Source organism: Bradyrhizobium sp. BEA-2-5 (assembly GCF_032918025.1).
GTDB classification, from domain to species: domain Bacteria; phylum Pseudomonadota; class Alphaproteobacteria; order Rhizobiales; family Xanthobacteraceae; genus Bradyrhizobium; species Bradyrhizobium pachyrhizi.
In genome coordinates this window covers 7,025,482-7,052,425 of the sequence record NZ_CP136629.1, presented here as the reverse complement: position 1 = coordinate 7,052,425, position 26,944 = coordinate 7,025,482, and the positions used below count along the sequence as shown (strand labels likewise).

The 26,944-nt window shown below is 61.9% G+C and carries 23 protein-coding genes and 3 pseudogenes; 11 read left to right on the top strand and 15 right to left on the bottom strand.

What is annotated here, in order from left to right; all coding sequences use genetic code 11:
• Window positions 1-5: 5 nt before the first annotated feature.
• The 3 genes from RX327_RS32860 (at window position 6) to RX327_RS32850 (ending at window position 2,052) form a co-directional block, all read left to right on the top strand.
• Window positions 6-275: a DUF6129 family protein gene (locus tag RX327_RS32860; protein WP_074124719.1), complete on the top strand. Its 270-nt coding sequence runs from the start codon at window positions 6-8 to the stop codon at window positions 273-275.
• A complete protein-coding gene (locus RX327_RS32855; RefSeq protein ID WP_317251377.1) occupies window positions 275-1,474 on the top strand; it encodes a DegT/DnrJ/EryC1/StrS family aminotransferase in 1,200 nt (399 codons plus the stop codon). Before RX327_RS32860 ends, RX327_RS32855 begins: the two co-directional genes overlap by 1 nt.
• Window positions 1,475-1,830: 356 nt before the next feature.
• Window positions 1,831-2,052, top strand: a complete 222-nt coding sequence (locus RX327_RS32850; RefSeq protein WP_317248344.1) for a hypothetical protein — start codon at window positions 1,831-1,833, stop codon at window positions 2,050-2,052.
• A gap of 125 nt (window positions 2,053-2,177) precedes the next feature.
• Here RX327_RS32850 and RX327_RS32845 read toward each other — a convergent pair whose 3' ends face one another.
• From RX327_RS32845 to RX327_RS32835, 3 genes are all read right to left on the bottom strand, one after another.
• Window positions 2,178-2,930 carry an OmpW/AlkL family protein gene (locus tag RX327_RS32845; protein WP_410712214.1) on the bottom strand — a complete coding sequence of 251 codons (753 nt, stop codon included), beginning with the start codon at window positions 2,928-2,930 and terminating at the stop codon, window positions 2,178-2,180.
• A gap of 355 nt (window positions 2,931-3,285) precedes the next feature.
• Window positions 3,286-3,699, bottom strand: coding sequence for an arsenate reductase family protein (locus tag RX327_RS32840; protein WP_317248343.1), 414 nt, complete (start codon window positions 3,697-3,699; stop codon window positions 3,286-3,288).
• Between the two features lie 7 nt (window positions 3,700-3,706).
• On the bottom strand, window positions 3,707-4,123 hold the full coding sequence (locus RX327_RS32835) for a hypothetical protein (protein ID WP_317248342.1): 417 nt from the start codon (window positions 4,121-4,123) through the stop codon (window positions 3,707-3,709).
• A 434-nt stretch (window positions 4,124-4,557) separates the two neighbouring features.
• Between RX327_RS32835 and nifH the strand changes: the two genes are divergently transcribed.
• The 8 genes from nifH (at window position 4,558) to RX327_RS32795 (ending at window position 12,215) form a co-directional block, all read left to right on the top strand.
• Entirely contained in the window at window positions 4,558-5,442 is an 885-nt protein-coding gene (gene nifH / locus RX327_RS32830) for a nitrogenase iron protein (protein WP_317248340.1), read from the top strand.
• Between the two features lie 156 nt (window positions 5,443-5,598).
• A complete protein-coding gene (locus tag RX327_RS32825; protein ID WP_283088356.1) occupies window positions 5,599-6,315 on the top strand; it encodes a nitrogen fixation protein NifQ in 717 nt (238 codons plus the stop codon).
• A 169-nt stretch (window positions 6,316-6,484) separates the two neighbouring features.
• A complete protein-coding gene (gene nifV, locus RX327_RS32820) occupies window positions 6,485-7,855 on the top strand; it encodes a homocitrate synthase (protein WP_317248338.1) in 1,371 nt (456 codons plus the stop codon).
• 199 nt (window positions 7,856-8,054) lie between these two features.
• Window positions 8,055-8,411: a nitrogenase stabilizing/protective protein NifW gene (gene nifW, locus RX327_RS32815; RefSeq protein ID WP_317248337.1), complete on the top strand. Its 357-nt coding sequence runs from the start codon at window positions 8,055-8,057 to the stop codon at window positions 8,409-8,411.
• Between the two features lie 458 nt (window positions 8,412-8,869).
• Window positions 8,870-9,424 carry a hypothetical protein gene (locus RX327_RS32810; protein ID WP_317248336.1) on the top strand — a complete coding sequence of 185 codons (555 nt, stop codon included), beginning with the start codon at window positions 8,870-8,872 and terminating at the stop codon, window positions 9,422-9,424.
• A gap of 14 nt (window positions 9,425-9,438) precedes the next feature.
• Window positions 9,439-10,548, top strand: a complete 1,110-nt coding sequence (locus tag RX327_RS32805; protein WP_317248335.1) for an electron transfer flavoprotein subunit alpha/FixB family protein — start codon at window positions 9,439-9,441, stop codon at window positions 10,546-10,548.
• Between the two features lie 9 nt (window positions 10,549-10,557).
• Window positions 10,558-11,865: an FAD-dependent oxidoreductase gene (locus tag RX327_RS32800; protein WP_317248334.1), complete on the top strand. Its 1,308-nt coding sequence runs from the start codon at window positions 10,558-10,560 to the stop codon at window positions 11,863-11,865.
• 50 nt (window positions 11,866-11,915) lie between these two features.
• A complete protein-coding gene (locus RX327_RS32795; protein WP_317248333.1) occupies window positions 11,916-12,215 on the top strand; it encodes a ferredoxin family protein in 300 nt (99 codons plus the stop codon).
• 1,362 nt (window positions 12,216-13,577) lie between these two features.
• On the opposite strand, the gene RX327_RS32790 is transcribed toward RX327_RS32795, so the two are convergent.
• From RX327_RS32790 to metE, 12 genes and pseudogenes are all read right to left on the bottom strand, one after another.
• On the bottom strand, window positions 13,578-14,126 hold the full coding sequence (locus RX327_RS32790; protein WP_317248332.1) for a carboxymuconolactone decarboxylase family protein: 549 nt from the start codon (window positions 14,124-14,126) through the stop codon (window positions 13,578-13,580).
• Window positions 14,127-14,132: 6 nt separating this feature from the next.
• A complete protein-coding gene (locus tag RX327_RS32785) occupies window positions 14,133-14,687 on the bottom strand; it encodes a peroxiredoxin (protein WP_283088347.1) in 555 nt (184 codons plus the stop codon).
• A 1,185-nt stretch (window positions 14,688-15,872) separates the two neighbouring features.
• The gene (locus tag RX327_RS32780) at window positions 15,873-16,739 is read right to left on the bottom strand and encodes a terpene synthase family protein (RefSeq protein ID WP_283088346.1); all 867 of its coding nucleotides are present in this window, start codon (window positions 16,737-16,739) and stop codon (window positions 15,873-15,875) included.
• Window positions 16,736-18,280: a hypothetical protein gene (locus RX327_RS32775; protein ID WP_317248331.1), complete on the bottom strand. Its 1,545-nt coding sequence runs from the start codon at window positions 18,278-18,280 to the stop codon at window positions 16,736-16,738. Before RX327_RS32775 ends, RX327_RS32780 begins: the two co-directional genes overlap by 4 nt.
• 150 nt (window positions 18,281-18,430) lie before the next feature.
• A complete protein-coding gene (locus RX327_RS32770; RefSeq protein ID WP_317251375.1) occupies window positions 18,431-19,432 on the bottom strand; it encodes a polyprenyl synthetase family protein in 1,002 nt (333 codons plus the stop codon).
• A 99-nt stretch (window positions 19,433-19,531) separates the two neighbouring features.
• Complete coding sequence (locus tag RX327_RS32765) at window positions 19,532-20,869, bottom strand: cytochrome P450 (RefSeq protein ID WP_317248330.1); 1,338 nt, start codon at window positions 20,867-20,869, stop codon at window positions 19,532-19,534.
• A gap of 5 nt (window positions 20,870-20,874) precedes the next feature.
• Window positions 20,875-21,717 carry an SDR family oxidoreductase gene (locus tag RX327_RS32760; RefSeq protein ID WP_317251374.1) on the bottom strand — a complete coding sequence of 281 codons (843 nt, stop codon included), beginning with the start codon at window positions 21,715-21,717 and terminating at the stop codon, window positions 20,875-20,877.
• Window positions 21,718-21,885: 168 nt separating this feature from the next.
• Window positions 21,886-22,011: pseudogene (locus RX327_RS32755) on the bottom strand (ferredoxin); the annotation flags it as partial.
• Window positions 22,012-22,024: 13 nt separating this feature from the next.
• On the bottom strand, window positions 22,025-23,314 hold the full coding sequence (locus tag RX327_RS32750) for a cytochrome P450 (protein WP_317248329.1): 1,290 nt from the start codon (window positions 23,312-23,314) through the stop codon (window positions 22,025-22,027).
• 87 nt (window positions 23,315-23,401) lie between these two features.
• Window positions 23,402-23,872: pseudogene (locus RX327_RS32745) on the bottom strand (cytochrome P450); the annotation flags it as partial.
• A gap of 481 nt (window positions 23,873-24,353) precedes the next feature.
• Window positions 24,354-24,551: a hypothetical protein gene (locus tag RX327_RS32740; RefSeq protein WP_283088341.1), complete on the bottom strand. Its 198-nt coding sequence runs from the start codon at window positions 24,549-24,551 to the stop codon at window positions 24,354-24,356.
• A 17-nt stretch (window positions 24,552-24,568) separates the two neighbouring features.
• Window positions 24,569-26,921: pseudogene (gene metE / locus RX327_RS32735) on the bottom strand (5-methyltetrahydropteroyltriglutamate--homocysteine S-methyltransferase).
• Window positions 26,922-26,944 lie beyond the last annotated feature (23 nt).

Genomic DNA, 26,944 nt, shown 5'->3' with positions numbered 1-26,944 from the left:
CCATAATGGCGCTCGGCCCTGACGAACTGATCGAAATCGAACGGCTAATTGCGGCGGCTGAGGCCGATACAGGCCCGGTCGTTGAACTGCGGCGCCGCTTTCCGCAGCTCGCCTGCGTACGCTGTGATGCGTCCGACGTGACGGAGCAGCCGTTCCGCCGTTTTCCGAGTTTTGACCTGCATCTGGTCGATGGATCCGACCACTGCATGCAGATTACGGCTGACCCGGCGCGGGCAATCGGCATAGTGCTGGCCAAAAGGAATGCTGGGCGGTGATGGGCGTTGGACTAGCAAGGGATCACAACGCGGCCACGCGCGTGGCGGTGGCGGATCAATCCTTCATCTCGCTCTCCGACCCCGATATCACCTTCGCGGAACTCTCGGCCGTGGAAACGCTGCTCTGTTCGCCGCGAATTTCCAATGGGCCGGTCACCGAGGCATTCGAGCAAGCTTTCGCCAGCTATCTTGGCCGCAAATATGCCGTTGCCGTCCCGAGCGGCACGCTTGGGCTTCTGATTGCCTTGAAAGCACTTGGCATCGGCCCCGGACAGGAGGTGGTCGCATCGCCCTATTCGATGCGTGAAACAGTCCATGCCATCCGTCTTGCGGGCGCACGGGCGGTATTTGCCGACGTCGACTATTGGTCCGGCGCATTAACTCCGGCGAAGGTGGAAGAGCGTATCACCTCCAGCACAGCAGCGATCATCGCCGGCAATCCCAACGGTCACCCGGCGCCATGGTCGGAACTGCGCGCGATCGCGCAGCGCCATCAGCTGCCGCTTTTGGAGGATTCCACCGAGGCGATCGGATCAAGATACAAGGGCGAACTCGTCGGTAGTTTCGGCGATATCGCGGTGTTCGACTTTGCCCAGCCGCTGGCCTTAAGCTGTGGCGAAGGCGGCATGGTGGTGAGCGACGATATAGAGGTGGTCGTTGGCTTGCGTCGGCATCGCGCGCACCGGCTGGATGAGCGTTCGTCCGTTGTCGTCGGCAGCGTGGCACCTTACCAAGCCGGCATGAGCGATCTCACAGCAGCATTGGGACTTGCGCAGCTAATGCGCCTCGGTGACATCTTGGAGCGACGCCGGCTGATCGAGCAGCTGTACAATGCGCATATGCAATCATTTGAGGGCATCAAGCCGCCCTATATCGGCCCCGATGTGACCGAGGTAAACTTTTTCCTCTATCTCGTCCATCTCGGGACTCGCTTCACGCGATCCGGCCGCGATGCCATTATCGATGATCTGCGCCTGGAGCAGATCGAAGCCGCCGCTTATTGCCATCCATTGCATTTGCAGCGCCAATACGTTGAACTCGGCTATCGGCGTGGCGAGTTCTTGGTCACGGAGAAGATCGCCGATCGCGCCGTCGCGCTGCCGTTTCACACCCATCTCACGAGCAACCAGATCGAATTCATCGTGGAGACGATAAAGGATGCGTCGATCAACGTCGGCGCTGGCGCTGCGATCTATTGAACATTCATCGTCCCATGCACCCAAAGGGAGATTGAATGGCCATAGTGACTGCTTGCTCTTGCGCAAGACGATTGCGCTCACCAGGTGGCACATCACTTGCGACGGTGCTGTGGCGAGAAGAGCACTGTTTTGAACGCGGGGACAGACCCTAAAAAGCGTCTGCCAGCTATTCGTCTCGGAAAGCCGCAAACGACTCTCGTAAGTCACCAGCGGAGAAGATCAGACACTCGATACCAGGGTAGACGACCGCGCCTCGTCGCGGCTTGACGCCAAAAGCCATAGTCCTCGAAGCCAGTACATGACGATCGAGCTCCTCGGCCTCGGCGCAGATTCTAAAACTCAAAAAAAGGAAACTGATGGACTCGCAGCACGTCATCATTCACGTCCGCTTCGCTCCGAACGGGACTGTGGTCCAGATCAGCGCGCGGCCGGCGAAGCTCACGCCGCACCAGTGGTTTGATGTCCTCAATGCGCGTGCCAGCCATGCCTATCGTCCGCTGGCTGGCGGCCGTGGCGTATTTCGGCTGACCCGCGCCGCGGTCGATGCCTTCAGGCAGGAAGTGGTGACGGCACGATAGCCAAGGGATGCAGCGCCGGGCCCGGCTCCCGGCACTAGGTGTGATGACCTTTACCCGAGGCGTCACCTCGCTCGATCCCTCGCCTTGGCAAACCGGCCCTTACATGTGCAGGGCGTGCTCGTTCGTCAGAACTTATATGTGACGCCGCCGCTGACCAGCCACGGGTCGATATTGGCACGGCCCGTGACGGGGATCGCGCCGTTTACGGTCGCCGAATAATCCGACCGCAACCACAGCTTCTTCACGTCAAAGTTCAAGCCCCAATGACGATCGAGCATGTAGTCGAAGCCGAATTGAACCGCGGGGCTAACTGTGTTGTTGACATGCAAATCCGTCACCGCGAGGCCGGCGAACGGCGTCTTGGCCGCGGATTGGTGAAAGAACGCAGTGTAGTTGATGCCGGCGCCGATATACGGCTTGAACGGGCCGAAATCGGTGAAGTGGTATTGAAGGGTCAGCGTCGGCGGCAACAGCGAGATCTTGCCGATATCAAGCCCACTCAGCGCGCCAGTGCCGCTGATCTGATGTCTGGTCACGGCGAGAATGAGTTCAGCGGAGATGTTGGGGGTGAAGAAATAGGTGATGTCAAGCTCCGGTACGACCCGATCGCTGATCGAGAGGCCGGAATTCGGTGATGACAGAGACGGTACGGCGCCGACATTGACCGAGCTGCCTTCGGAATCCGGCAATACGCCGAGCACGCGCAGGCGGATCATCCACGGATTGAAGGGTTCGACCAGTGGAGGTCTAGCGTAGACCCGCGCCGGTGCGAGGTCTGCGGCCTGTACCGACGACATGGCAGCTCCGTCGAACATCGCCGCAAGCACGAGCAGGGTCGCCTTCGTCAGAATTGTTCTTGCTCTCATTAAAGTCTCCATTCCAAAATTCGCGTGGATAGTCACGCGGACCCTCTGTCACATGATTGGGATGGCGATGGATTTGATGCGGATCAAATCGGGTTGGCCATCGACGTAATTAAGTCGCTAAGTCACGTCGGTCATGCGCGGTTGAAGTTTCTCAAGATCGCATCGCTCCGGCCATGTCCTGCCGCATGCGCGGAAAGTGCGCTTTTGCGCAATGGAAAGAGCCACCCCGTGGAACCCTCTACCGACTGCATCGGTGGATAGACCTCTCATCTTATTCTCAAAGCGCGCGTTGCTCGTCGCGCGCCCGAAAGAACGAAGAGAGGGAGCGTCGTCTTGTCTCCCCGCATGGCCTTAGTTGTGCAACTTCTCACTCGGACGGACAGTCCATGAACGTTCCCTCGCGCGAGCATCCGTCGAGATCATCTTGCGCGGTCCGCCCAAGCAGCGACGGCACAGGCTCACGATCAAATCCCGCGCATCTTGCGCCGTCGGCGTCGATCAGGGGGCGTCGGATCAAAAGTGGATCGCCGCGCATCAGCTCAATTGCGCCCGCCGCATCGATCGCGCCGGGATTGACTTCGCCCGACTTGATGCGCGGCGCGGAGGGGTTGAACCAGGACACGACCGGGGTATGTCCGAAGAACGAGCGCAGTTCCTCCGTACGCCACGGCTCTTTCAAGATGTCCTTGGCAATCACGTGATGCCCTGCGGCCGTCAGTGCGTTGATTTGTCTGGCGTTGGTGGCGCAACCGGGCTTTTGATAGAAGATGATCGTTGCCATGGTGCACCTATTCGAGCGCGCCTGGCTGAACGATCGGTGCGATGCCGCCGCAGCCGCGAACATCGACATTTTTGCGAACTGTTGCCAAGCTCGGTGGCCTGCCGTGCACGGCAGGGGCGGCAGCCGTGATGCGGCCGGCCGTCGTGGCCCCGCCTGATGCGTCGCAGACGATCGGGATTCCAGCGCCAGGACATTGGTCCGCCATTTCGCCGACCAGCGCCGGCTGTTCCCAGTGGCCGAACGGCACCACATCCGGTACCGGCCAATCGATGCCTTGGCCAACAGCCTTTTCCGGCGTTGCAGGTTGGTGCGCCTCGATCCGATCATGGGAGATGCACCGCAGGGCCGAGTGGGCGATGTTGTCATCGATCAGGCACATCGGCCGCTTGGCCATCCCGCCTAACATTTCGCTCTCGAGCCGCATTGTCGCATTCCACCGCCAACGGTCCATCGCAAAGGTCGATTGGCAATTCCCGTTCCACGCTTGAACGCATCGAAATAACCCGCGATAACCCGGCCTTGACCCATCTGACATTTGAGAGGCCTGTTCGGTTTCCGACAGGGTGGCTTAAGTCCTGTCAGGTAAAAAACAGCGTGGATCTGCCGCCGGATAAGCAGGGATCCTCAGTCGGCGGGTGAGTTTGCAAAACGTATTCAGACCCTTAACAAGCGCGGACGAGTGCTGGCACGGCTGTTGCTATAGGGGGGACGCAACACTGAGTGAGGGCTGAGTGCACGCAGACGCGCAAGACGAGCGATGCGCTCCTTCCCTTGAACCCGTGGACCCCGTTTCTGAGAAAGAAACAATCGCGCGCAGAGCAGCGCGCAATGTTGGCCAATCGGTTGATGGAGAGCAACATGTCTTCACTGAGGCAAATCGCATTTTACGGCAAGGGTGGTATCGGAAAATCGACGACGTCGCAGAACACGCTCGCAGCGCTTGCCGAGATGGGTCACAGGATCCTGATCGTCGGCTGCGATCCCAAGGCGGACTCGACCCGCCTGATCCTGCACGCCAAGGCGCAGGACACGATCTTAAGTCTGGCAGCCAACGCCGGCAGTGTCGAGGACCTCGAGATCGAGGACGTCATGAAGGTCGGCTACAGGGACATTCGCTGCGTCGAGTCCGGTGGGCCGGAGCCGGGCGTCGGCTGCGCCGGCCGCGGCGTCATCACCTCGATCAACTTCCTGGAAGAGAACGGCGCCTATGAGGACATCGACTACGTGTCCTACGACGTGCTCGGCGACGTCGTCTGCGGCGGCTTCGCGATGCCGATCCGCGAGAACAAGGCGCAGGAGATCTACATCGTGATGTCCGGCGAGATGATGGCGATGTACGCCGCCAACAACATCTCCAAGGGCATTCTGAAATACGCCAATTCCGGCGGCGTTCGTCTCGGCGGCCTGGTCTGCAACGAGCGTCAGACCGACAAGGAGCTGGAGCTGGCGGACGCGCTGGCGAAGAAGCTCGGAACCCAGCTGATCTACTTCGTGCCGCGCGACAACATCGTCCAGCATGCGGAACTGCGCCGCATGACGGTGCTGGAGTATGCGCCGGACTCTCAGCAGGCCGATCATTATCGCAACCTTGCATCCAAGATCCACAACAACGGCGGCAAGGGTATCATCCCGACCCCGATCACGATGGACGAGCTCGAGGATATGCTGATGGAGCACGGCATCATGAAGCCGGTCGACGAGACCGTCGTCGGCAAGACCGCTGCCGAGCTCGCGGCCTCGTAAAGGTGGCGACTCGTGGCCTCGCAAGGGCGCGCGAGCGGGTGCCGGTCTCCCCTATTTCCCCCCCATCCCGGGAGACCGGCATTCCGACGAAAGACGTCTCACCAGGATGGGATGCGGCAGGCGTAGCATATTTGGACCTGCGATAGAAAGGACCACATGTTTGAAGCGAAGTTGCGTCCGCCATTAATTGGCGGTGCGACCGCCGCGCGCGAAGGCGTGCATAAAGGTATTGCAACCTACCACTTGCTCACTGGAGTGTCCCCCGCGGACGCCGAGATAGTTGCCGACAGCGACTTCGATCGCCACGTGCTGGCATCTATTCTGGCAGCGGCCTCGATGGACGATGGCCCACTTCCCGAGAAAGCTGGCCTCGCAGCTCATGAAGTTGCAGCGCTGTTGAAACAGTACTTCCCGTCGATTGAGATCAAAATCGAACAGTCGGCCGCGTGTTTTGAGCCCAATGTGACCGACGAGGTCGCAATGGTGCGTGATCTCTTGCTCTCGCGACGGTCAACGGAAGGGGATATTGGCCGCTGGCTGGCTGCAATGATCGCGCGCCGCGCCATTGAGCCGGACCACTTATGGGAAGACCTCGGATTGCGCAACCGAGCCGAACTCTCTCGGCTTCTAAGTCGCCATTTCGCGCCGCTCGCGGCGTGCAATATCAACAATATGCGATGGAAGCGGTTCTTCTATCGCACGCTATGCGAGGACGAGGGCCTCGTGATGTGTACGACGCCGGTGTGCACCCAATGTAACGATTTCGACGTCTGCTTTGGCGATGAAAGCGGCGAGAGCCGGATGGCTGAGCGCCGGCGTGATGTTCTGTTGCAGGCGGAGAGCCAGATCGTCGCCGGCGACTGGCCCATCTGAGCCGGGCGTCGTCGGTCATCTTTCCATAGGCTTCGCAATGAGCGGGCGAGCGGGCCGAATCGCTTAATTCTGGTGGGCTTTGTCCTGACGGGCTTTGTCGCAGATAGGCTGCAAGCGAGCGCAGGCTTGTTCGCGGAGATCCCACTGTCCATTTGTAACGAAAGCCGAGATGAACGAGAGCTCGGCAGGGCAGAAAGTCAATTTTGACGCGTGCGCTCTGCAACCCTGTCGCATTTGCGACAATCCAATTGGGACGAAAAATATCTGCCAATCGGTTGATGTCATTGCCGGTGTGGCATGCCGGTTGCTGGAGCACTCCGTGGTCAAACCCAGCCAGGAGATTCGCGTGATCGCTACCGTCGCAACCGTCGCCAAACCGTCGTGGTCCGAATTGGCCACGACCAAACCGATCGTGCTCAACGACACGACATTGCGCGACGGCGAGCAGGCTCCTGGCGTTGCGTTCACGGCCGACGAAAAGCTGGCGATAGCGCGTTCGCTGGCGAGGGCGGGGGTCACCGAAGTCGAGGCCGGGACGCCCGCCATGGGCAGTGAGGAGATCGCTGCCATCCGCGGCATCGTCGAAGCGGGTCTCCCGCTCACCACCATTGGCTGGTGCCGGATGCGAGAGGCCGATGTCGATGCGGCGATCGAGGCCGAGGTATCCATGGTCAACATATCGATCCCCGCCTCCGACGTGCAGATCGCGGCCAAGATTGGCGGCAACCGCGAATTAGCGCTGGAGCGAATGAAGCGAGTGGTTGGCTACGCCTGTGAGCGTGGGCTTAAGGTCGCTGTCGGCGGCGAGGACTCTTCCCGCGCGGATATCGAGTTTCTCATCACGCTGGTCGCAACTGCAAAGGCGGCAGGTGCGCGGCGCTTTCGCATTGCCGATACGCTCAGCGTCCTTGATCCAGATTCAACTTGCGCGTTGGTCGGACATCTGCGTTCGACCACCGATCTCGAGCTCGAATTCCACGGTCACGACGATCTGGGCCTCGCGACCGCCAATACGCTTGCCGCAATCAAGGCCGGCGCGACCCATGCCTCCGTCACCGTGATCGGTCTCGGCGAACGGGCGGGCAACGCGCCGCTGGAGGAGGTTGCAGTCGCGCTGAAACAACTCTACGGACGGCAGACCAGCATCATACTGTCGGAGCTCGAGAACGTCGCTGCGGTGGTCGCGGCGGCGGCCGCTCGTGCGATTCCTCTGAACAAGGCGATCGTCGGTGAGCACGTATTCACCCACGAATCCGGCATTCATGTCGACGGTCTGTTGAAGGATCAACGCACCTATCAGTGGCTTGACCCGCATTTGCTAGGCAGATCCAACCGTTTTGTGATCGGCAAACATTCTGGACTTTCGGCTATCACAACGCTGCTCGGCGAATTGCAGCTTGCCGCCAGCCCTGATGAGGCAAGACAGATTCTGTCGCGGGCGCGGAAATATGCCGTTGAGAACAAGCTGCCGGTCGAGCGCGAGACATTGGTGGCGATTTGGCGCGACATCTGTGAACGCTCATTGAGCCATCGCGCGTGAGGTCATGTCCGGCATTGCGCCCACCGGCCGTTGCCAGCGTCCAATTGGCGCGATGCGGAGCTGCTCGGCCGCTCCGCGTTTTCTGAAGCGTTGGTTGGGCGATACGTTGGGCTCTGCGAGGTTAAAAGTGCGCTGGGATGGTGCGGCTGTACCAGTTCCCGGCTGGACGCCGGGGGCTTGAGCGAAGGGAGAGTTTTCGATGAGCGACACACCGGCGAGCGGTATCATGGAGCGGCTCAACGCGGCCGCCTCAGCAGAGGAGTTTTTTTCGCTTCTTGGCGTCGACTACGACTCCAAGATTCTCCACGTCGCACGCCTGCATATCTTGGGGCGCATGGGGCAACATCTCGCCAAGGAACAATTCGTCGGCGTTTCGGAACCAGAGATCAAGGCACGGTGCAAGGCGATTCTGGAGCAGGCCTATGCCGATTTCGTGGTGTCCTCCCCAATCGACCAGAGAGTATTCAAGGTTTTGAAGGATGCGGTCGCAGAGCCCAAGAACACAGACCCCAGGAGGCCCGCCGCCTTCGTGCCATTGAGTGTCCTGATGAAGTAGCTGCGTCGCCGCCTCGGTTTGTTCCGCGCCACGTTGTTGTTACGGCGCCCAGGCGGGCCTTCGTCTTCATTTAGCTCAACTCGCTGCGCCATTGCGCAAAGCGGCGTTGTTGGATTCGCGACCACGTCGGAAGTGTCGTGTGTTGAATCTCCACCAGATCACACCAAGCCATTGCTTTGACAGTCGATTTTCGATGGCGCCGGGACTGGTACGACACTTGCTGTTCTGCTGCTACGTCTGTCGTTGACGACGCCCTGCCGACCCTTGTTCCAGATGAGATTTGGAGGAAGAACAATGACGTCGCCTTTGCTGCTCATTCCCAGCGCCGCGATCATTTCATGGCTCATGCTCACGCGAGCGGCGTTCGGAATCGCGTTCGATACGATTGAGGTCAGGGATTGACCGGAGATGGCGATCCGAAGCTAACCCAAGCATCCAAGCGAGCATCTGGAGAAGGCATGCATACTGACGTCTGCATCAAGCAGGTCAACGAGTTCGCGCTGATCTTCCAACACCCCATGACCGTCGGCCTCATGTGTCAGGAGGACATATCGTCATGCTGGTGTCGGATTTCTTTGCGCTGGAAGACGCGTACGAATTACATGACAGGTTCGGCGGCAAGAGTGCCGCGCTCGCCACAATCAGCGCCTAGCGCCACGTCGAACGCCGCGCGCGAGTGTTGCACACAAATCGAACCTGCCTGGTCAACGGTGCTGGAAGCGATAAGCCGAGCTGGCCGCGCCGGTACGGCCGACGCGGTGAGGCCGGTCCGGGCGCCGGCCGCGATATGGAGCGCGGAGAATGCTGGAGCCAAGGACATCTTCAAACAAGACCTGTCGAAACGTGACCTGTGCGGCAACCGGCCATCGGCGAGCGCTCATTTTTGCGCCGGGGCCACGCCGGGAAGGCGAAGCCGGGGGCGGCAGTCGCGAAGCCGCTCCGGCACTAATCAACCCATCTTCAAGGAGCAATCGAAGCTAGAGCGCGATGCTGTGGCGCGGCGCTGGTTCTGAGGGGATTCATAGCTATGAGCAACGTCACCAAAGCTGCCAGGCCGGCCGTGGGCGGCCGTGCCGCAGCCAAAAGAGAATTGCCGGAGCACTTCAAGGCCTACAAGCACGTCTGGGTCTTCATCGAGCAGGAGCGTGGCCAGGTTCACCCCGTCTCCTGGGAATTGATGGGCGCCGGTCGCAAGCTCGCCGACAAGCTCAAGGTCGATCTCGCTGCAATTGTAATCGGTCCGGAGGGAGAGGCGACGCGCAATGCCGCGCTTGAATCGTTCTGCTATGGCGCGGATCTGAGCTATCTCGTGGCCGACAACATTCTGTCGGAGTATCGCAATGAATCATATACCAAGGCACTGACAGAGCTGGTCAACGCCTACAAGCCAGAGATCCTGCTGCTCGGCGCCACCACGCTCGGTCGCGACCTGGCGGGATCTGTCGCGACGACGCTTCTGACGGGCCTGACCGCCGACTGCACTGAGCTCGATGTCGACGCTGATGGTTCGCTTGCGGCCACGCGTCCGACCTTTGGCGGCTCGCTGCTCTGCACGATCTACACGCTGAACTACCGGCCGCAGATGGCAACGGTCCGTCCGCGCGTGATGCCGATGCCGGATCGCGTCGAGCGCGATGCGTCCCGGATCATTATCCACCCGCTTGGTCTCATTGAGGACGATATCGTCACCAAGGTGCTGTCATTCATTCCGGACCGCGATTCCGAAACGTCCAATCTTGCCTATGCCGATGTCGTGGTCGCCGGCGGCTTGGGGCTGGGATCGCAGGACAACTTCCACCTGGTGCGAGAGCTCGCAACGGCCCTCGGCGCCGAGTATGGCTGCTCGCGGCCGCTGGTGCAGAAAGGCTGGGTCACATCCGACCGGCAGATCGGCCAGACCGGCAAGACGATCCGGCCGAAGCTCTATATCGCCGCCGGCATTTCCGGCGCGATCCAGCACCGCGTCGGCGTCGAAGGTGCCGACCTGATCGTCGCCATCAACACCGACAGGAACGCGCCGATCTTCGACTTCGCGCATATGGGCATCGTCACCGACGCCCTGCAGTTGTTGCCGGCGCTGACGGCTGCATTCCGAGCGCGGCTCTTGCCGCAATCGCGCGCCCGGATCGCGGGCTAGGAGATTGTCATGATCGATGAGAGGTTTGATGCAATTGTCGTCGGCGCCGGGATGGCAGGCAACGCGGCGGCACTGACCATGGCCAAGCGCGGCATGAAGATCCTTCAGCTCGAGCGTGGCGAATATCCCGGGTCGAAGAACGTGCAGGGTGCGATCCTCTATGCCGACATGCTGGAGAAGCTGATCCCCGATTTCCGCGAGGACGCGCCGCTGGAGCGACATCTGGTCGAGCAGCGCTTCTGGATGATGGACGACCGCTCGCACACCGGCCTGCACTACCGCTCCGACGACTTCAACGAGGAGAAGCCGAACCGCTATACCATCATCCGCGCGCAGTTCGATAAATGGTTCTCGTCAAAAGTGCGGGAGGCTGGCGCGACCGTATTATGCGAGACGACAGCCACCGACCTGGCACGAGACGACCATGGAAGAGTGATTGGCGTTCGTACAGATCGCCGCGACGGCGAGATACATGCTGACGTCGTGGTGCTGGCCGAAGGGGTTATTGGCCTGCTTGGGACGCGTGCGGGCCTTCGCCGGCGGCCGGAGCCCGACAAGGTGGCATTGGCGGTGAAGGAAATGCACTTCTTGCCGCGCGAGACGATCGAGGCTCGCTTCAATCTCAGGGGCGACGAAGGCATGGTGATCGAGGCCGCCGGCACCATCTCCCGCGGCATGACCGGCATGGGCTTCATCTACGCCAACAAGGAGTGCATCTCGCTCGGCATCGGCTGCCTCGTCGCCGATTTCCAGCGCACCGGCGAGACGCCCTATGGCTTGCTCGACCGCTTCAAGCGGCATCCCTCGGTCGCCCCGCTGATCGAAGGCTCCGAGGTGAAGGAATATGCCGCGCACCTCATTCCCGAAGGCGGCTTCAATGCGATCCCGCAGCTCTATGGCGAGGGCTGGGTCGTGGTCGGCGACGCCGCCCAGCTCAACAATGCCATTCATCGCGAAGGATCCAATCTTGCGATGACTTCAGGCCGCATCGCCGCCGAAGCAATCTTCCAGCTGAAATCGCGCGGCGATCGCATGACCGCGAAAAATCTGTCGCTCTACAAGAAGATGTTGGATGATTCCTTCGTTATCAAGGATCTGAAGAAGTATAAGGATTTGCCAACGCTGATGCACACCAATTCGCAAAACTTCTTCCTTACCTACCCGCAACTGCTCTCAAGGGCGATGCAGAACTTCGTGCGTGTCGACGGTATGCCGAAGGCCGAGAAGGAGAAGATGACATTGAAATCCTTTGTAAAAGCGCGGTCGTGGGCAGGTCTGTTCGGTGATGCATTCCGCTTCGCTCGCGCATGGCGCTGAGCAAAGTCAGTCGAACAAACAAAGTCGATCCGAAAAAAGGAAGCTAACACATGAATGCCGAGCTACCCTCAATGCGCGTCGAGGACAAACTGTACTACAATCGCTATCTAGTCGACGTCGGCCGGCCCCACGTCAAGGTTCGCGCGCACGCGACGCCTTCGCCGCAGCTCCTTGCACTGTTAAAAGCTTGTCCCGCGCGTTGCTACGAGCTCAACGACAAGGGACAGGTCGAGGTCACCGTCGACGGTTGCATAGAGTGTGGCACCTGCCGCATCATTGCCGGGCCAACCAGCGACATCGAGTGGAGCTATCCGCGAGGTGGATATGGCGTGTTATTCAAGTTTGGGTGAGTGGCGAAAGATCGCGGTCCGACCGCCTTTGAGCAAGACGATCCCGCCACGACTTTAGTTCGCGTCTCACTCATATCCGAAAGGCAGTAAGGCCGTCGCGAGACCAGGGTGGCAGAAAATCCTTGTTACCTGCGATCCATTTTGCTCAACGCACGGTCCCATAGTTCTTCCAGCCAGATAGCGGCGGAAGACGTTTCTCAACAACGACATCAGAGCAATCACAGAGTGCTGCAAATTTGCGCGGCTCAACCAGCGGCGGCCGCAGTCCGGCTTTCAATGGCCGAGATCCAGATCGGCGAACGCGATCGAAAGCCAAGCCTGACACGCCATCGGGACCTGCTGTGGCGCCCCCTGGTAACAATCTGTGAGCTAAAAACCTGACGTAACGTGAGATTTGCATTTCGCGTTGCTGCTGTTAGGTAGTGACGGCGGGGGCCAATCTAAGGAAGTGACGCGCGAATGAAAAAAATGTTGTTTGTGACTGCGACCGCCATCGCGCTTGCAGCGACGGTGCCGAATATCGTGGCTGAGGCCACGGCACCGGTCGACACCAATACGCCGGTCGCCGGTGCGTCAGATCCTTGCAGCGCCAGCCCGGAGATGGCTTGGGTATGCCAAACCTTTTTTTGCTTATGCGACCCGGAGTGCAGAAAGACAATAATGCACTAAACAACGGACAGAACAAATTGAGCGGATAGAGGATGGGCCGCCAATACCCTGGCCGTTTGCGGGCACAGCGGCTCCGTCCTCTTGGCGTGCCGATACACACCGCCAAGATGATGGAGGGGGGCGCCATCTTCAGTGTTCTCTTGGACGACCAATCCGCCCTAGCGATTTTGCCCCTGCTCACAACGTGGGGGTGGGGCAGACTCGGCGCGAGCACCGCTTACGGATCCTGCCCTCACCCTCGACTGACGAATTCGATCACGCCGTGAGCGGTTCGGCACGTGACGCCTGCCACGCCGAATTTGCTGCGCCGCGGAGCGAACCATTGCCGTAGCCGAGGTTCGAAGCCTTCGGCGTATGTGAATACGATGGGGATTACAAGCAGGGACAGATCGCGATCAGCGTTGACTGGTATCGACTGCGATACTGTCTTGTCATCGACAGAACCGCTGGCGCTATTGAATGAGGCTAATCGGGGGGCGTGAGGCGATATTGGATTTTGCGGAGGACGGCCGAGCGACAGGCCTGTGATGGCCGTTGATTGAGAGATCCCTCCGCAGCTTCAGTTCGCCGCCCGACAATTGCGCCGAAACACGACATACGGGAAGGGATGTGCTTGGGGTGAGAACCTTCCGCAAGCGGGCGGCTCGCGTGAGGTTCTCATCCCGAATGCAAAGAACCGGCAGAGAGGATAGATCACTCCGTCGTCGGCGCGGCATCATCCCCGGCCGCTTCGATCGCAACTGCGACCGACTGTACGATGGCGGCAAAACGCGCCGCAGTCTGGATTGTTTCGGCGCTGACGCCTGCCGTACGCAGTGTCTTCTCATGGGCGTCAATACAGGCGCCGCAGCCGTTTATGGCCGACACCGCCAAGGACCACAGTTCGAAATCTGACTTGTCCACGCCGGGATTGCTGATTACGTTCATGCGCAGCCGTGCCGGCATCGTCTTGTACTCCGGGTTGGTGGCGAGGTGGACGAAGCGGTAATAGACGTTGTTCATCGCCATCACGGAAGCTGCGGATCTTGCTGCCGCGATCGCGACTGGGGTCATCGCGGCGGCGGCAGCCGATTCCATTGCGGCGATCACGTTCCGATTACGGGTGGCTATCGCGCTCGCCAACAATAGCCCATACTGGCGCTGCGGCGACAGCGTCTCGTCGGCGATCATCGACATCAGGTTGAGCCTGATGTCCTTCGCGAAGTCGGGGATCTGTTCCTTCAACTGCTCGATTGACGACATGCTGCCTCAAGCAACGTCCAGAGTTTCGCCGCCGATCTCGCGGTTGCACGGGCAGAGTTCGTCGGTCTGCAGTGCGTCCAAAACGCGAAGCGTGTCCTTGGGGCTGCGGCCGACATTGAGATTGGTCGCATAGACGTGTTGGATGGTGTTGTCAGGATCAGCGATAAAGGTATATCGGTAAGCGACGCCCTCTGGCGAACGCACGCCAAGGCCATCGACCAGCGCTCCTGTGGTATCGGCAAATTGCCAGATCGGCAGATTTTTCAGGTCCTGGTGTGAGCGGCGCCAAGCGAGCTTGCAGAACTCGTTGTCGGTCGAACCACCTAATACGATCGCGTCGCGGTCGGCAAAATCCTTGGATAGCCGGGCAAACTCGGCGATTTCGGTCGGGCAGACGAAGGTGAAATCCTTCGGATAGAAGAAGATGATCTTCCATTTCCCGGAAAAGCTGTCTTCGGTCAAAGTTTCGAATGCGCTCTGTCCGTCTTCCTGTGGCGCGTGAAAGCCAGGCTTTACGCCTGTGATTTCGAACGACGGCAACTTACTTCCAATTCCAAGCATATCGTCCTCCCAAGGTCCCCGAGCTTCCGCTATGGGCGAAGCAAGGCGTGTGCCACGTAATCTCGCGATGGAGTTGGTCGAGCAGCATACGGGATGGTTGCTGTTGGGGCATCTGATGCCATTGGTATATAAGTTGGTTTCTCGAGCATCGCCGTCGCGGTGTCTTCGCCAGCTGCTTCATGCCGCTTGGCTATTGACCGGGGAGTTCATGCACCGTTAGTCGAAGCCGACGAGCACGGGCGGCCGACAAATTTTGTTGAGTGGCGGCGGTCGAGGATGCGGGCAGAGGAGCCGCCCCTGGTGTTGGTTTCGGTGCAAGCGGATGCGCTGGCCTCGCGCTTGGTTGGGCAGCACGAGGCATACGTTTGGACAGCCTAACATTGACCGCTTTGGCGGCGAGGCTTTAGCGTGACATGCCGAATGCAATACATTCAAAGCGTCTGGTAGAGACTTCCATATATTGTTTCCAGGCTCGATGCTGATTTTTGACTTCGCGCGGTCGGCCTTGCGTTGCGACCGACGACGAGCATGAAGCGCACGACGAGAGCGCCTACTATTGTCGAAAAGTTCACAACGCGCTTCTGCCGAATTTGCAAAGATGCTTGCCGCTTGGCCAAAGCAAAATGGAAGGGCGAGGCGCATGCTTCCATTCTCCAACTTAGAGCCGACAAGCGGCAAAAATGCAGCGCATTCAGTTTTGCTCGACGCAGACAGTGGACTGGCCGCAAGCAATGACAGGCGGCGAGGGTTGGTTCGCCGCTAGGCGCAAATAGAATCACGTCCTTCCGCGCGTGTAGCGATCAGCCTGGTGAGCACGACCAGCTAGTTCCTTGGCGTGTAGAAACAGTTGTACTCACGTTTTGAGACGATTGACGGGTATTACCATGATTGAGCAGAGCGCAGCTGTTGCGGAGACGACAGTCGCAGAGTGGTGGTGAAGAAACAGCAGCAAAAGAAGCAGAGAAGAAGCCGACCGAGAAGACGTCGGATATTCAAATCACGGAGCAAGCGGCATTGATGTCGTCTTAATTACTTTGAGTGTCTCAAGGGGCGGTGTCGGTCATGCTCGCTCCATCGCTCTTATCGGGCGGCGGCATTGCGTCGGATCCAACCGACGGCAGCGCGCGTACGCCGCGATTCCAGCGAGTTCAGTCCGGCGTATGCCGGCCTCACCTCGCAGCGCTGTTACCGGTAGCGGCTGGTCGAGGTCTGGTAGTACTGCACGCGGATGGCCGTCATGGCCTCGATCAATGGTCCCCACGGCGCGGGAAAGCGTTCTTCCGCCATCACGCGGTGCAGCATGCGAGTGTAGCCGGCCAGTTCGTCGTTGAGGAACTCTACCACAGGCATACCCGGATAGCGCTGCAGAAGCAGGATGGCCGCATTGTCGACCTCGCCGGCCAACCTGTCCTTGTCGCGTCCAAAAAGATCGTTCTGCAGGCGCCCTATCGCAGAGATGAGCCGCATGACCTGGCGAAACGCCGGACGCGTACGCAAGATCGCCATGTCTAGCCCCCATAGCAACGACAGGCAACAGAACACGTTCGCGTAGCCGATCGAATCGATGCCGTTATGCAGGTACTCGGCGTAGGACCAGCGTTCCGCCCCCGCCGCCTGCGCGTGTCCGGCGCGCAGCGCCGCGCAATAGCGCCTGGTATCGTCGAGAAGCTGAGCATAGTCGCGACGATCGTAGGCGAGCGTGGCCATCGAAGCGCGCAGCACGGCGCACCCCTCGAATCCGGGAAGCTCGCACGGCATGCCGAGCCCCAGCGCCTGCTCCGCCGCGGTGAGTTGCTCCGGCGCGATCAGGCCAAGGTCGTTGCAATCGTCGAGCCAGAACAGCAGCGCCAACTCGCGACAGAACGCCACGATTAGGGTTTCGTCCTGCGGATCGCGGCCGGTGCGGGCGCTGTTGTCGCGCAGGCTCGGCTGGATGCGCTGCAGGATGTACTGGCCGCCTCTAACCGCTTCCACGGCATGCTCATCGGCGAACCCGGTCAGGGAGCGCCCCCACTCCAGCACCTGCTGCAGCGCGCTTTCGGTCTGGCTCATGGCGCCGCTCCCTCGGCCGGGACGCGCCGCCCCCAATGAAGTGCCAGCCATAACCCGGCGAGTTCGGCCACACGCACGACCCGGGTGGGGCAATAAAGCTCCTTGCCGATCCACAACGGCGTCTGCGGCAATACATGCGCCCGATGGCGGGCAAGCATCCACTCCAGCGCTCGCGCCACCGCCTGCGCGATGCGCCAGCGCGTTGTCGGCTCTTCGCTCCCGTCCATCACGTGCAACGCGAACAGCGCATATGCGGTTTCCTCGAATGTGGACGCATAACCGGCGCCCCAGCTGCCATCGTCGCGCTGCGCCTGAAGTAACGCCGCCAGCGCATACTCGTCGCGCCACTGGGGCTCGCCTTGCGCCAGCGCAGCGAGGGCATGGGCGGTGGGATACAGCCACGAGACGTGCCATTTTTCGTTGTCCCATAGACCGTGCGAGTTGCGATTGGCCTCGACGTAGGCGCTCGTGCCGGCGGCGGGTTTTCCCAGTAGTCGCAACGCATGCAGGGCATGGATGTTGGTCGACACCGAGGCATTGCGCTCGCCGGGGAAGGTGACGAACAGCTCGCCGATTTCGAAGTGGCGCAACGCATTGATCGCCGGGTCGCGGCCCGCAAGGCGCAGGACGCACAACGCAACGGCGGTGTCGTCCGCATCGGCAGCGAAGTGCAAGGCCGGGCCAAAACCGCGCACGCTCAGGCGGGTGTCGAGCTGCGCGACGATCACGCGCACCGCATCGGCGAGCGCGGGATGCGCGAACAGCCTGGCCAGATGCAGGGTGTATAGCGACCAGCTTGGCTCGAACACATTGATCGGCCAGACGTTGGGAACGACGCCTTCGATGCCGCTGCGCGTCGCCCGAGAAGCCGCCTTCAGATACGCGTCGGCGCGCCCGACCTGCGGCGTGCTCCCTTGTATTGCGGCGTGCGCACGCCACGCGGCGGTGGCCGCCGGACTGATGCCGATGCTGCCGTCGTCATCCGGGCATGCGGAGGTCGGCGACGTCCCCCAGGCTTCCCAGGAGTGCAGCAACGGATGGCCGCTCGGTAACCTCGTCACCGCCCCCAGCTTGACCTGGCACGCTTGCTGCAGCGGCAACAGCGCCGGGTGGCGCGGAAACGCCACGCCGCCCAGCAAGGATGCGGCCTCGCCGCAAAGCTGCGGCAGGATCAGCTCCACGCCGATCGGCGCGTCTTCCGGCACCACATGCGCGTAAGGATCGGGCTCTCGCCGGAGGAACCGGGTTGCAGCTTGGACTGCGTTGGCAGCGCCGAAAAGAGGATCGGCACGCTGTAATGCCAGCAACGCCGCCCATGTGGGCGTATGGCGGAACAGCGGGAAGTCCGCGCTTCCCCATCCGCCATCGGCCTGTTGCTGCGCGATGAGCCACGCGTATGCATCCTGCCGACCGGTGATGTTGCCGTGGAACTGCAGAGTTCGCGCCGTGTCGTAGACGGACGGACCGACGCTGCCGCCATCGCTCATCTCGCTCAGCAGGTGGCGCAATTCGGAAAGGATCTCTTCACACAGCGCATTCACGCGGGATGTTCTTTCTGCAGACGGTTGACGAGGCAGACAGCGCGGCCGTGCTGGGCAACCGCTGCGATCGGCCCCGTGAACTCGGTCATATGCAGCATTCACCGCTGCCGATCGCAGCGGCACTGGGGGCCTCCATGCGGACGGGCGCGCTCATGCGCATGGCGTGTACTTGAACAGAAGCGCGTTCGCACGCTGCAGGATCTGCGCCAACCGTTCCGCACGCGGCCCCAGCGGGACGATGGTCTCCCCGGCGTCGCGCAACAGATCCGACGCGAACTGGCGCGCCGCCTGCAGCCCCATGATCGACGCACAGGTCGGCTTCTGCGCCGCCGCGTCCTTGCCGGGAGTCTTGCCCAGCGTTGCGGTATCCGCTGTCGCGTCGAGAATGTCGTCGATCACCTGCAACGCCAGGCCGAAACAGTCGCCGTAGCGATTGAGCGCACCGTACAGCGCTGCGTGCGCGGCATCGTCCGAGATCGCGCATAGCGCGCCCATACGAACGGACGCGCGCACGAGCGCTCCGCTCTTCATCCGGTGCATCGCCACGATCTTGTCGAGTTCGACGTGCTTTCCAACCAGCGACAGATCCATGGCCTGTCCGCCTGCGGCACCCTCGGCTGACACCGCCTGCGCTAGTTCGCGCACGAGCGCGATACGGTGGTCGCCCGGCGTTTCCAGGCTCGCCAGGATCATGAAGGCATGCGCCTGCAGCGCATCGCCGACCAGGATCGCAGTGGCTTCGCCGAACTTGACGTGCACGGTCGGAAGACCGCGGCGAAGCACGTCGTCGTCCATTGCGGGCAGGTCGTCGTGAACCAGGGTACAGGCGTGCATCATCTCGATGGCGGCGCCGACTTCGTCGAGCACGCGTGCTGATGAGGTGCCGGCCAGCGCGCCTGCGGCCATGCACAACAAGGCGCGGGTGCGCTTCCCGCCTTGCAGCGTGGCGTAGCGCATCGCCGCCATCAGCTCGGTCTCACCGTCGTATTCGGCGCAGAGACGACGCGCCAGCGCCTGTTCGACGCGCTTTGCGCCGTCCTGCATCCAGATCTCCGGCGGCGGCCTGCCGATTTCGTCGTGCACTCGCGCGCCCAATCCGCCAAGCGCGCAAACGCCAATCCGCTGGTCAAGTAGCCTGGAACCGGTCTGCATGTTGTTCATGTCCTTGTACCCGACAGGAGACGGCCACGGCGAGCCGTGAGCCGCCGACGCCGCTGCCTCGCCACACCGGGCATGTGATGCGATTCCTGCTCATGAGAATCCGATGCGGATTGACATGGACGGATGTGCGATCGGGTAGTAGCGCCGACCTTTTTCGACCCCATTCAGCAACCGCGGGCGTACCCCTGTTTTGTGCATGGTCAGCGCCAAGGCAATGCTGAACTGCACCAGTTCCAGCCATGCCAAGTGGTAGCCGATGCAGACGTGTGGGCCGGTACCGAACTGCAGCATGTCCACCGGTCGGATCGGCTCCGTGCGTTGCAACCAGCGCGCCAGGCGGAACTGATCCGGCGCCTCGTGCAGCTGCGCCGAACTCGAGAAATGCAGCAGCGGGATGCACAGATCGGTGCCCGCGGGAATGCGCCGTTGACCAAGTTGCAGATCCTGCAGCGCGCGACGCACCAGGAGCGTGGTAGCCGGATGCATGCGCAATGTCTCGCGGAACAGCGCCTCGGCGACCGGATACCGCGCCAGCTCCGCGTGCCGGGTCGGCACCGCGCCCGCACGTTGCGCCTCCTCGACCAGGGCGTCCCACAGCTCAGGCTGTCGCGCCAGTTCGATCACCATCCAGGCCATCGTCGAGGCGGCTGTGTCGTGACCCCCAAGCAGCAGCAGGCGGATATTGGCGACCAGGACATCATCGGAGAGCGCATCGTCGCTGCGATCGAAGGCGCTGACCATGTCGTTGATCAACCCGGTGCGCGGGGCATGCGCGCGCGCGTCGCAGACGAACTGGCGCAACTGCGCGTCGATCCAGTCCCTTGCGGCGCGGCCGCGCCGCAAAGGCAATCCGGGCAGGTCGACCGGGGGCGCCACGATCAACTGCAGCAATTGCTGGTACTTGCTTTGCCATTCCGGCAGGTCGTGCGCGGGGATTCCCATCAGGCTGAAGATGAGCTTGAGCATCAGGCTGCCCGTTTCGCGCAGGATGGTTACGTTGCCGCGATCCCGCCACGCCTGCACCCGCGCCCAGATGATGGGCGCGAATAGCTCGCCGATGCCGGCCTCGGCCAGCCCCTTGGGCAGGAGCGCCGCCTTAAGGGGATCGCGCGCCTGCCGGTGAGCGCGGCCGTCCTGGACAACCAACGTTCCGCTAAACAATTCGGGCGCGATCTCTTCGATCACCACCGAGGACACGTCCTTGTGCCGGAGCAGTGCGAACGCATCCAGATCCAGACAGGTCATCAGCCGTCCAGCAGGGCCGAAATCCAGCCAGAAATGGCTGCCCAGCGTCCGTTCGGCGCGGCGCAGCAGGCGCGGCAGGTCGCAGACGATGGCGGGAAGATGTCCAATCAGGGGGAAGGCGCCGGGCGCGACCGGGATGTCGTGCCGCACCCGGTGCCGACGGTTCAGTGGGTTGAGCAGCATGTCTGTCAGCCGTGCGGCACCGTGACCGCGGCGATGTGGCCGGCAGGCCGCGCTGCGGCGCTGTTGCCACCCTCGGCGTATGTCGGCACATGCGCCAGCATGCCGCCGTCGATGCACATGACCTGGCCGGTGATGAACGCAGCATCGTCGGAGAGCAGGAACGCCACCAGCGCCGCTACGTCCTCGGGGCGGCCGACGCGCGGCAGGAGCTGGTGCTGGCGCAGATGCCGTTGCATGTGCTCGTCCAGCTTGGCGAGGAGACGCTCGGTCATAATGAGACCCGGCGCAACCGCGTTGCAGCGGATCTGCACCTGACCGTACTGAGTGGCGAGCGAGGCCGATAGCATGTTCATCGCCGCCTTCGAGGCGGCGTAGGACGTCAGCGCGGTGTCACCGCTGAGCCCCTGGCACGACGACATGTTGACGATCGCGCCGCCGCCGCGGGCGATCATTCGTGGGATGGCCTCCCGGCAGCAGAGCAGCGTGCCGCGCAGATTGGTCGCCATGGTCTGATCCCAGACCGTCAGGTCCAGGTCGAGGATCGCGCGATCGCGCGGGGTCAGATGCATGGCGCTCGCGTTGTTCACCAGCAGGTCGACCCCACCGAATTGCCGCTCCGCCGTCTCGAACAGCGCTGCCACCGCCTGCGCATCGGCGATGTCCGTGGCCAGGGCCAGCGCGTGACCAGCTTCAGACGCGATCTGCGCGGTGCAAGCGATGGCCGCCGAACCATCAATGTCGGCCGCTACCACTTTGCAGCCCTCGCGCGCGATGGCTAGGGCGCATGCCTTGCCGATACCAGCGCCGGCGCCGGTCACCACGGCCACCTTGCCTTCAAATCGTCCCATCGTGTCCTCCCGGATTGCGTTGGTCTTTCGCGGCATGCCGCTCCAGCTCGGCCGGAAAGGTGCGGGGTCGGCGCTGGCGCGCTCCTCATCGCCAGCGTCGCTTTCGATGACCCGAATGGCGGCGACCGGGCACTGACTGGCCGCGAGCCGCACGTCGGCGTGCAGTGCCTGCGGGACCGTCGCCACGCACACTTCGGCTACGCCGTCCGGTTCGCGCTGGCGAAAGGTGCCCGGTAACGTCAGCACGCACTGCCCGCTTGTTCCGCACAGATCCTGGTCGATCACGACGCGCATCTCAGCCCGCATCTCAGCCCCCCTGCGCATGCAGCCGCACCGGCAGGGCGCGAAACGTTCTAAGGAACGCGGAGGGCGCCCGGATCGGCTGCTCGGCCAAAGCGAGCGTGGGAAAGCGCGCCTGGATCGGCGGCAGGCTCTCGGCCAACTGCACCCGGGCCAGTTGCGCACCGAGGCAGAAATGGATGCCGTGGCCGAAGCTGAGCATGATCTTCCCGTCGGTCGACATGCCAGGACTGGTGCCGTAGAACCGCGCGGGATCGAAGCGGTCAGGATCGGCGAAGGCGTCCGGGTCGCGATTGCCGGCCGCAAGTAGCACGCGCACGTCCGCGTTCTTCGGGATCACCACGCCGCCCAGTTCGATGTCGCGCTGGGCAATACGCGGAATGGAGCTGAACATGGCCGGCGCGTCGCAGCGCAGGACTTCTTCGACGAATGCCTTCACCCCCTCGGTGTCTCCGTTGAGCCAGTGTCGCTGTTCGGGATACGCCAGCATCGCGAGGACCGCATGGTCGATGGTCGCGGCAGTGGTAGCAAAGCCGCCCAGCAGCATGCCCCACAGCATGCTCATCAACTCCGCATCCGACAGCGTGTCGGCATCGTCGTCGTGGGCACCGACCAGCATCGATACGATATCGTCGCGGGGATCGGTGCGCTTGCTCTGTACGAGGTCGCCGAAGTAGGCCTGCACCCTGGCGCTGGCCGCGTCCGCCGCGGCGAGCTGGTGATCGCTGGCATGCGGGCTCAGGCCTTCCAAAATGGCGCCGACGCCGGCGGCGAGCCCGAACATGTCGTCCTGCGGCATGCCAAACAGCTCGGCGAAAACCAGCATCGGCAAGGTCAGCGCGAATTCCTGATGCAGGTCCACTGCCTCCCCGCGCTCCAGCGCGGGAGTCATGCCGTCCAGACACGCTGCGACGATGCGCGCGATGCTCGGCCGCAGGTTGTCGATCTGACTCATGGTGAAATCGCGCGAGATCAGCCGGCGCAGACGCGTGTGCGTCGGCGGGTCCTTCATCGCTAGCGTGGACGCCAGTAGATTGAGCGACAGGCTGGTGGCCGCACGCGGAAAATAGCGCGCGAGTTCGCCCGGCGCCGGTCCCCGAAACGCATCGCCCGTGGCCTTGAGCGCCCAGAGGATGTCGGCGTGGCGGCTCAACAGAAAGAGGCCCGACGCTGAGCGATGCACCGGATCGTGCTCACGCAACCACCGCATGAACGGATACGGGTCGTAGAGGCACGCTGGCGACGCCAGTTCGGCGAAGGCGTCCTGACATACTGCCGTGGCTTCTTGCACGTCCATTTTGGTTACCAATTGGCTGGCTGATCTGACGGGAGCGCGCGCTGGTAAATTGCATAGAAGATCGCGATACCCGGTGGCGTCCGCGCATCACCAGAGCACCGGAAACGCCTCGAACCCACCAGTGATGATGTCCTTGAGCAACTTCAGTTCTTCGGGCGCCACGGCCAGGCGCAGCGCAGGAAAACGCTGGAAGATCGAACCGAACAAGACCTTGAGTTCGAGCCTTGCCAGCGCTGCGCCGATGCAGTGGTGCGGTCCGTAAGAGAACGCCAGGTGCGGATTTTCGTCGCGTCCGATGTCGAAGTTTTCCGGGACGCCGAAATGGCGTGGATCAAACGACGTCGCCGGCAGGTCGACCAGCACTTTGCTCTCCGCGGGAATATGCATGCCCGTGATGGTCACATCGGTCCTCGGATAGCGCATGATGCCGTCCCAGCCGGCGCCCGGCGGGTACATGCGCAGGATTTCGTCCACCGCCTTGTCCACCAGGGATGGATCGCCGACCAGGCGTTTGCGCTGTTGCGGATGGCGGAACATAGCCAAAAGGCCGAATTCACTTTCTTTCGTCGATGATATGATGACAGGCGGGGAACGCGGCCGGACCCTAGGGCCTCAATTTGGCTTTAGCCATCTACCTAATCTTGTAGTAGCCCCTAAGCCAAAAGCCTGGTGGCGCAAAATGTGCGGAAAACTCTTCGCCATGCGCTGCCAAACGGAAACCTACTTCCGATGGGGATCCGCCTATGTTGGTTGGCCGCATGCGACGTATCGCGCCCCTTCGCCGGACCACGGACTTGAAGGCGCGATGCGTTGCTCGCCGCCGGTGTTGACTAGCGTCACCTGTTCGACGACAGCGCATGCGGCGCGAAAGACTACCGCACTGGCTTAGCGCGGGCGGCAACGCCCATCTCGTCCAAATGGAGCGAATAGGTTTGCCCCACGCGATGCTGGCCTCCAGCCCGGTCGGCACCTTGAATCAGAACCCACCGGGAATACCCAATCGAATCGGCCTCAGACGATCATGCTCCAGCCCTGCGAGTCAGATGCGTTGTCCGGCAGACGTACCGATGTGAAGCGCCAGAATCTCTTCTGGCGTTTCGTTCACCTCGATGGTTTGAGCGCCGACGAATTCGAGGATCGTCTTGTCGCGCTCGCGCGACATGCCGCCAACGAGCGAGATATTGACATAGTAGGGTTCCGCGTTGCCGTAGCGGGTGCATTTGATCCAGAATTGCATCGGCGGCCTCCCTGAGATCAGCCTGCTGCCCGCAGCTCGCGCGCGGCCGCAACCATATTGGCGAGCGCCGGTCGGACCTCGTCCCATTTACGAGTTTTCAGGCCGCAATCCGGATTGACCCAGAGCTGGTCGTCGGACAGGCGCTGCCGCGCCAGCTTGAGCAGCGCGGCCATCTCGGTCACCTCAGGCACACGCGGCGAGTGGATGTCGTAGACGCCGGGTCCGATCTCGTTCGGATAGCGGTAGTTGTGGAATGCGTCCAGCAACTCCATCTTCGATCGCGATGTCTCGATCGAGATCACGTCAGCATCCATCGTGCCGATCGCGTCGATGATGTTCGTTGAATTCCGAGTAGCACATATGGGTGTGGATCTGGGTCTCGTCCCGGACACCCGACGAGCAGATGCGGAAACATTCGACCGCCCAGTCGAGATAGGTCGCCCACTCCGAGCGCCGTAGCGGCAGGCCTTCGCGCAAGGCGGCCTCGTCGATCTGGATCATGCCAGCGCCGGCGCCCTCGAGGTCTGTAACCTCGTCGCGGATCGCGAGCGCGATCTGGCGGCAGGATTGACTGCGCGGAATGTCGTCGCGGACGAAGGACCAGTTCAGGATGGTGACCGGGCCGGTCAGCATCGCCTTCACCGGCTTTGTGGTGAGCGACTGCGCATACTGCCACCATTCGACCGTCATCGGTTTCGGACGGGACACGTCGCCGAACAGGATCGGCGGCCTGACATAGCGCGAGCCGTAGGACTGCACCCAGGCGTTCTCGGTGAAGACGAATCCTAAGAGCTGCTCACCGAAGTACTGCACCATGTTGTTGCGCTCGAACTCGCCATGGACGAGGACGTCGAGGCCGATGCTTTCCTGCCAGCGCACGGTGCGTGCCGTCTGGTTTTGCAGGAAAGTCTTGTAGGCGGTATCACTCAGGTCTCCCTTGGCGTGCGAGGCGCGCGCCTTCCTGATTTCCTGGGTCTGCGGGAAGGAGCCGATTGTCGTCGTGGGGAAAGCTGGCAGGTTGAAGCGCGCATGCTGCACTTCGGCTCGTTTCTCGAACCGACTGGCGCGCCGGCGCACTGCCTCGTCGATCCCGGCAATACGGCTTGCCACCTTCGCGTCGTGAATGCGCGGCGAGGTCTTGCGCGCTAACGCGGCGGCGTCGGATGCCTTCAAGTCCTTTGCGATCGACCTGCGCCCGCTTGCGAGCGACCTGCCGAGCGCGGCCAGCTCTTCGATCTTCTGCACGGAGAAGGCCAGCCAACTCTTCACCTCGGCGTCGAGCTTGACTTCCAGCGCGAGATCGATCGGTACATGCAGCAGCGAGCACGAGGGCGCGATCTGCACGCGGTTGTTGCCGAGCTTTGCGACGACTGGCTCAAGCCGGTCGAGAATTCTGCTCAGATCGGCACGCCAGATGTTGCGGCCGTCCAGCACACCGAGCGAGACGACGCGGTCGGTGGGCAGGCGAGCGAGGTCGTCGAGCTGCTCGGGCGCGCGCACCAGGTCGAAATGCAAACCGGCCACGGGAAGCGCGAACGCCGTGTCGCGGTTCTGGCCGAGGCCGCCGAAATAGCTCGTCAGCATGATCTTGATCTGCGGCACAGCCCTGGCGATTTCGGCGTAGGCACGCCGCAGCGCGTCATGAGCTGCCTCGTCGAGATCCAGCACCAGACAGGGCTCGTCAATTTGAACCCATTCCGCGCCGCTTCTGGCAAGCTCCCGCAGCACCTCGGCATAGACCGGCAGCAGTCGGTCCAGCAGCGACAGCGGCTCGAAGCCGGCATCCTTGCTCTTGGCGAGCTTGAGGAAGGTGACGGGACCGACCAGCACAGGTCGGGTCTGGTAGCCCAGCGCCTTGGCTTCCTCATATTCCTCGATCGGCTTGCGCGAGACGAGACGGAATTGCTGATCCTTCGCAAGTTCCGGAACCATATAGTGATAGTTGGTGTCGAACCACTTGGTCATTTCTTGCGCCGGCACGCTTTGGCCATGATGGGCGTTGCCGCGGGACGCATCGTGCGGGTCGCCTTGGACATCACCCTGGGTGCCACGCGCCATTGCAAAATAGGTCGCAAGCGGTATCGAGCCGCTGGTCCAGCCATAGATCGGGGCAATCGCTCCAACCATCACCGAGGTGTCGAGCACCTGGTCGTAGAACGAGAAATCGTTCGACGGGATCACCGAGACACCGAGCTTTTTCTGCCGCGCCCAGTTGGCGGTGCGCAATCCGATCCCGGCTTCGATCAATGCCTTCTCGTCCGATGTGCCGGACCAGAAGCTTTCGAGCGCAAGCTTGAGCTCGCGGCGTGGACCGATGCGCGCCGTACCAAGAGTTGCGACCGCAAGTGAGGAGATAGATGTAGAGGACATTGGCTTAACCCCAAATGGGGGCA

Bases quoted from the DNA above. Each gene is read 5' to 3' on its own strand.
- RX327_RS32855 (WP_317251377.1), top strand. From the start codon at position 275: ATGGGCGTTGGACTAGCAAGGGATCACAACGCGGCCACGCGCGTGGCG.
- RX327_RS32785 (WP_283088347.1), bottom strand. From the start codon at position 14,687: ATGCTTGGAATTGGAAGTAAGTTGCCGTCGTTCGAAATCACAGGCGTA.
- RX327_RS32780 (WP_283088346.1), bottom strand. From the start codon at position 16,739: ATGAGCCAGACCGAAAGCGCGCTGCAGCAGGTGCTGGAGTGGGGGCGC.
- RX327_RS32835 (WP_317248342.1), bottom strand. From the start codon at position 4,123: ATGCGGCTCGAGAGCGAAATGTTAGGCGGGATGGCCAAGCGGCCGATG.
- RX327_RS32790 (WP_317248332.1), bottom strand. From the start codon at position 14,126: ATGTCGTCAATCGAGCAGTTGAAGGAACAGATCCCCGACTTCGCGAAG.
- RX327_RS32795 (WP_317248333.1), top strand. From the start codon at position 11,916: ATGAATGCCGAGCTACCCTCAATGCGCGTCGAGGACAAACTGTACTAC.
- RX327_RS32740 (WP_283088341.1), bottom strand. From the start codon at position 24,551: ATGCAATTCTGGATCAAATGCACCCGCTACGGCAACGCGGAACCCTAC.
- RX327_RS32750 (WP_317248329.1), bottom strand. From the start codon at position 23,314: ATGGACGTGCAAGAAGCCACGGCAGTATGTCAGGACGCCTTCGCCGAA.
- RX327_RS32840 (WP_317248343.1), bottom strand. From the start codon at position 3,699: ATGGCAACGATCATCTTCTATCAAAAGCCCGGTTGCGCCACCAACGCC.
- RX327_RS32760 (WP_317251374.1), bottom strand. From the start codon at position 21,717: ATGGGACGATTTGAAGGCAAGGTGGCCGTGGTGACCGGCGCCGGCGCT.
- nifV (WP_317248338.1), top strand. From the start codon at position 6,485: ATGAACGAGAGCTCGGCAGGGCAGAAAGTCAATTTTGACGCGTGCGCT.
- RX327_RS32765 (WP_317248330.1), bottom strand. From the start codon at position 20,869: ATGCTGCTCAACCCACTGAACCGTCGGCACCGGGTGCGGCACGACATC.
- RX327_RS32825 (WP_283088356.1), top strand. From the start codon at position 5,599: ATGTTTGAAGCGAAGTTGCGTCCGCCATTAATTGGCGGTGCGACCGCC.
- RX327_RS32770 (WP_317251375.1), bottom strand. From the start codon at position 19,432: ATGCAGACCGGTTCCAGGCTACTTGACCAGCGGATTGGCGTTTGCGCG.
- RX327_RS32860 (WP_074124719.1), top strand. From the start codon at position 6: ATGGCGCTCGGCCCTGACGAACTGATCGAAATCGAACGGCTAATTGCG.
- nifH (WP_317248340.1), top strand. From the start codon at position 4,558: ATGTCTTCACTGAGGCAAATCGCATTTTACGGCAAGGGTGGTATCGGA.
- RX327_RS32800 (WP_317248334.1), top strand. From the start codon at position 10,558: ATGATCGATGAGAGGTTTGATGCAATTGTCGTCGGCGCCGGGATGGCA.
- RX327_RS32845 (WP_410712214.1), bottom strand. From the start codon at position 2,930: ATGGAGACTTTAATGAGAGCAAGAACAATTCTGACGAAGGCGACCCTG.
- RX327_RS32850 (WP_317248344.1), top strand. From the start codon at position 1,831: ATGGACTCGCAGCACGTCATCATTCACGTCCGCTTCGCTCCGAACGGG.
- RX327_RS32810 (WP_317248336.1), top strand. From the start codon at position 8,870: ATGCATACTGACGTCTGCATCAAGCAGGTCAACGAGTTCGCGCTGATC.
- RX327_RS32805 (WP_317248335.1), top strand. From the start codon at position 9,439: ATGAGCAACGTCACCAAAGCTGCCAGGCCGGCCGTGGGCGGCCGTGCC.
- nifW (WP_317248337.1), top strand. From the start codon at position 8,055: ATGAGCGACACACCGGCGAGCGGTATCATGGAGCGGCTCAACGCGGCC.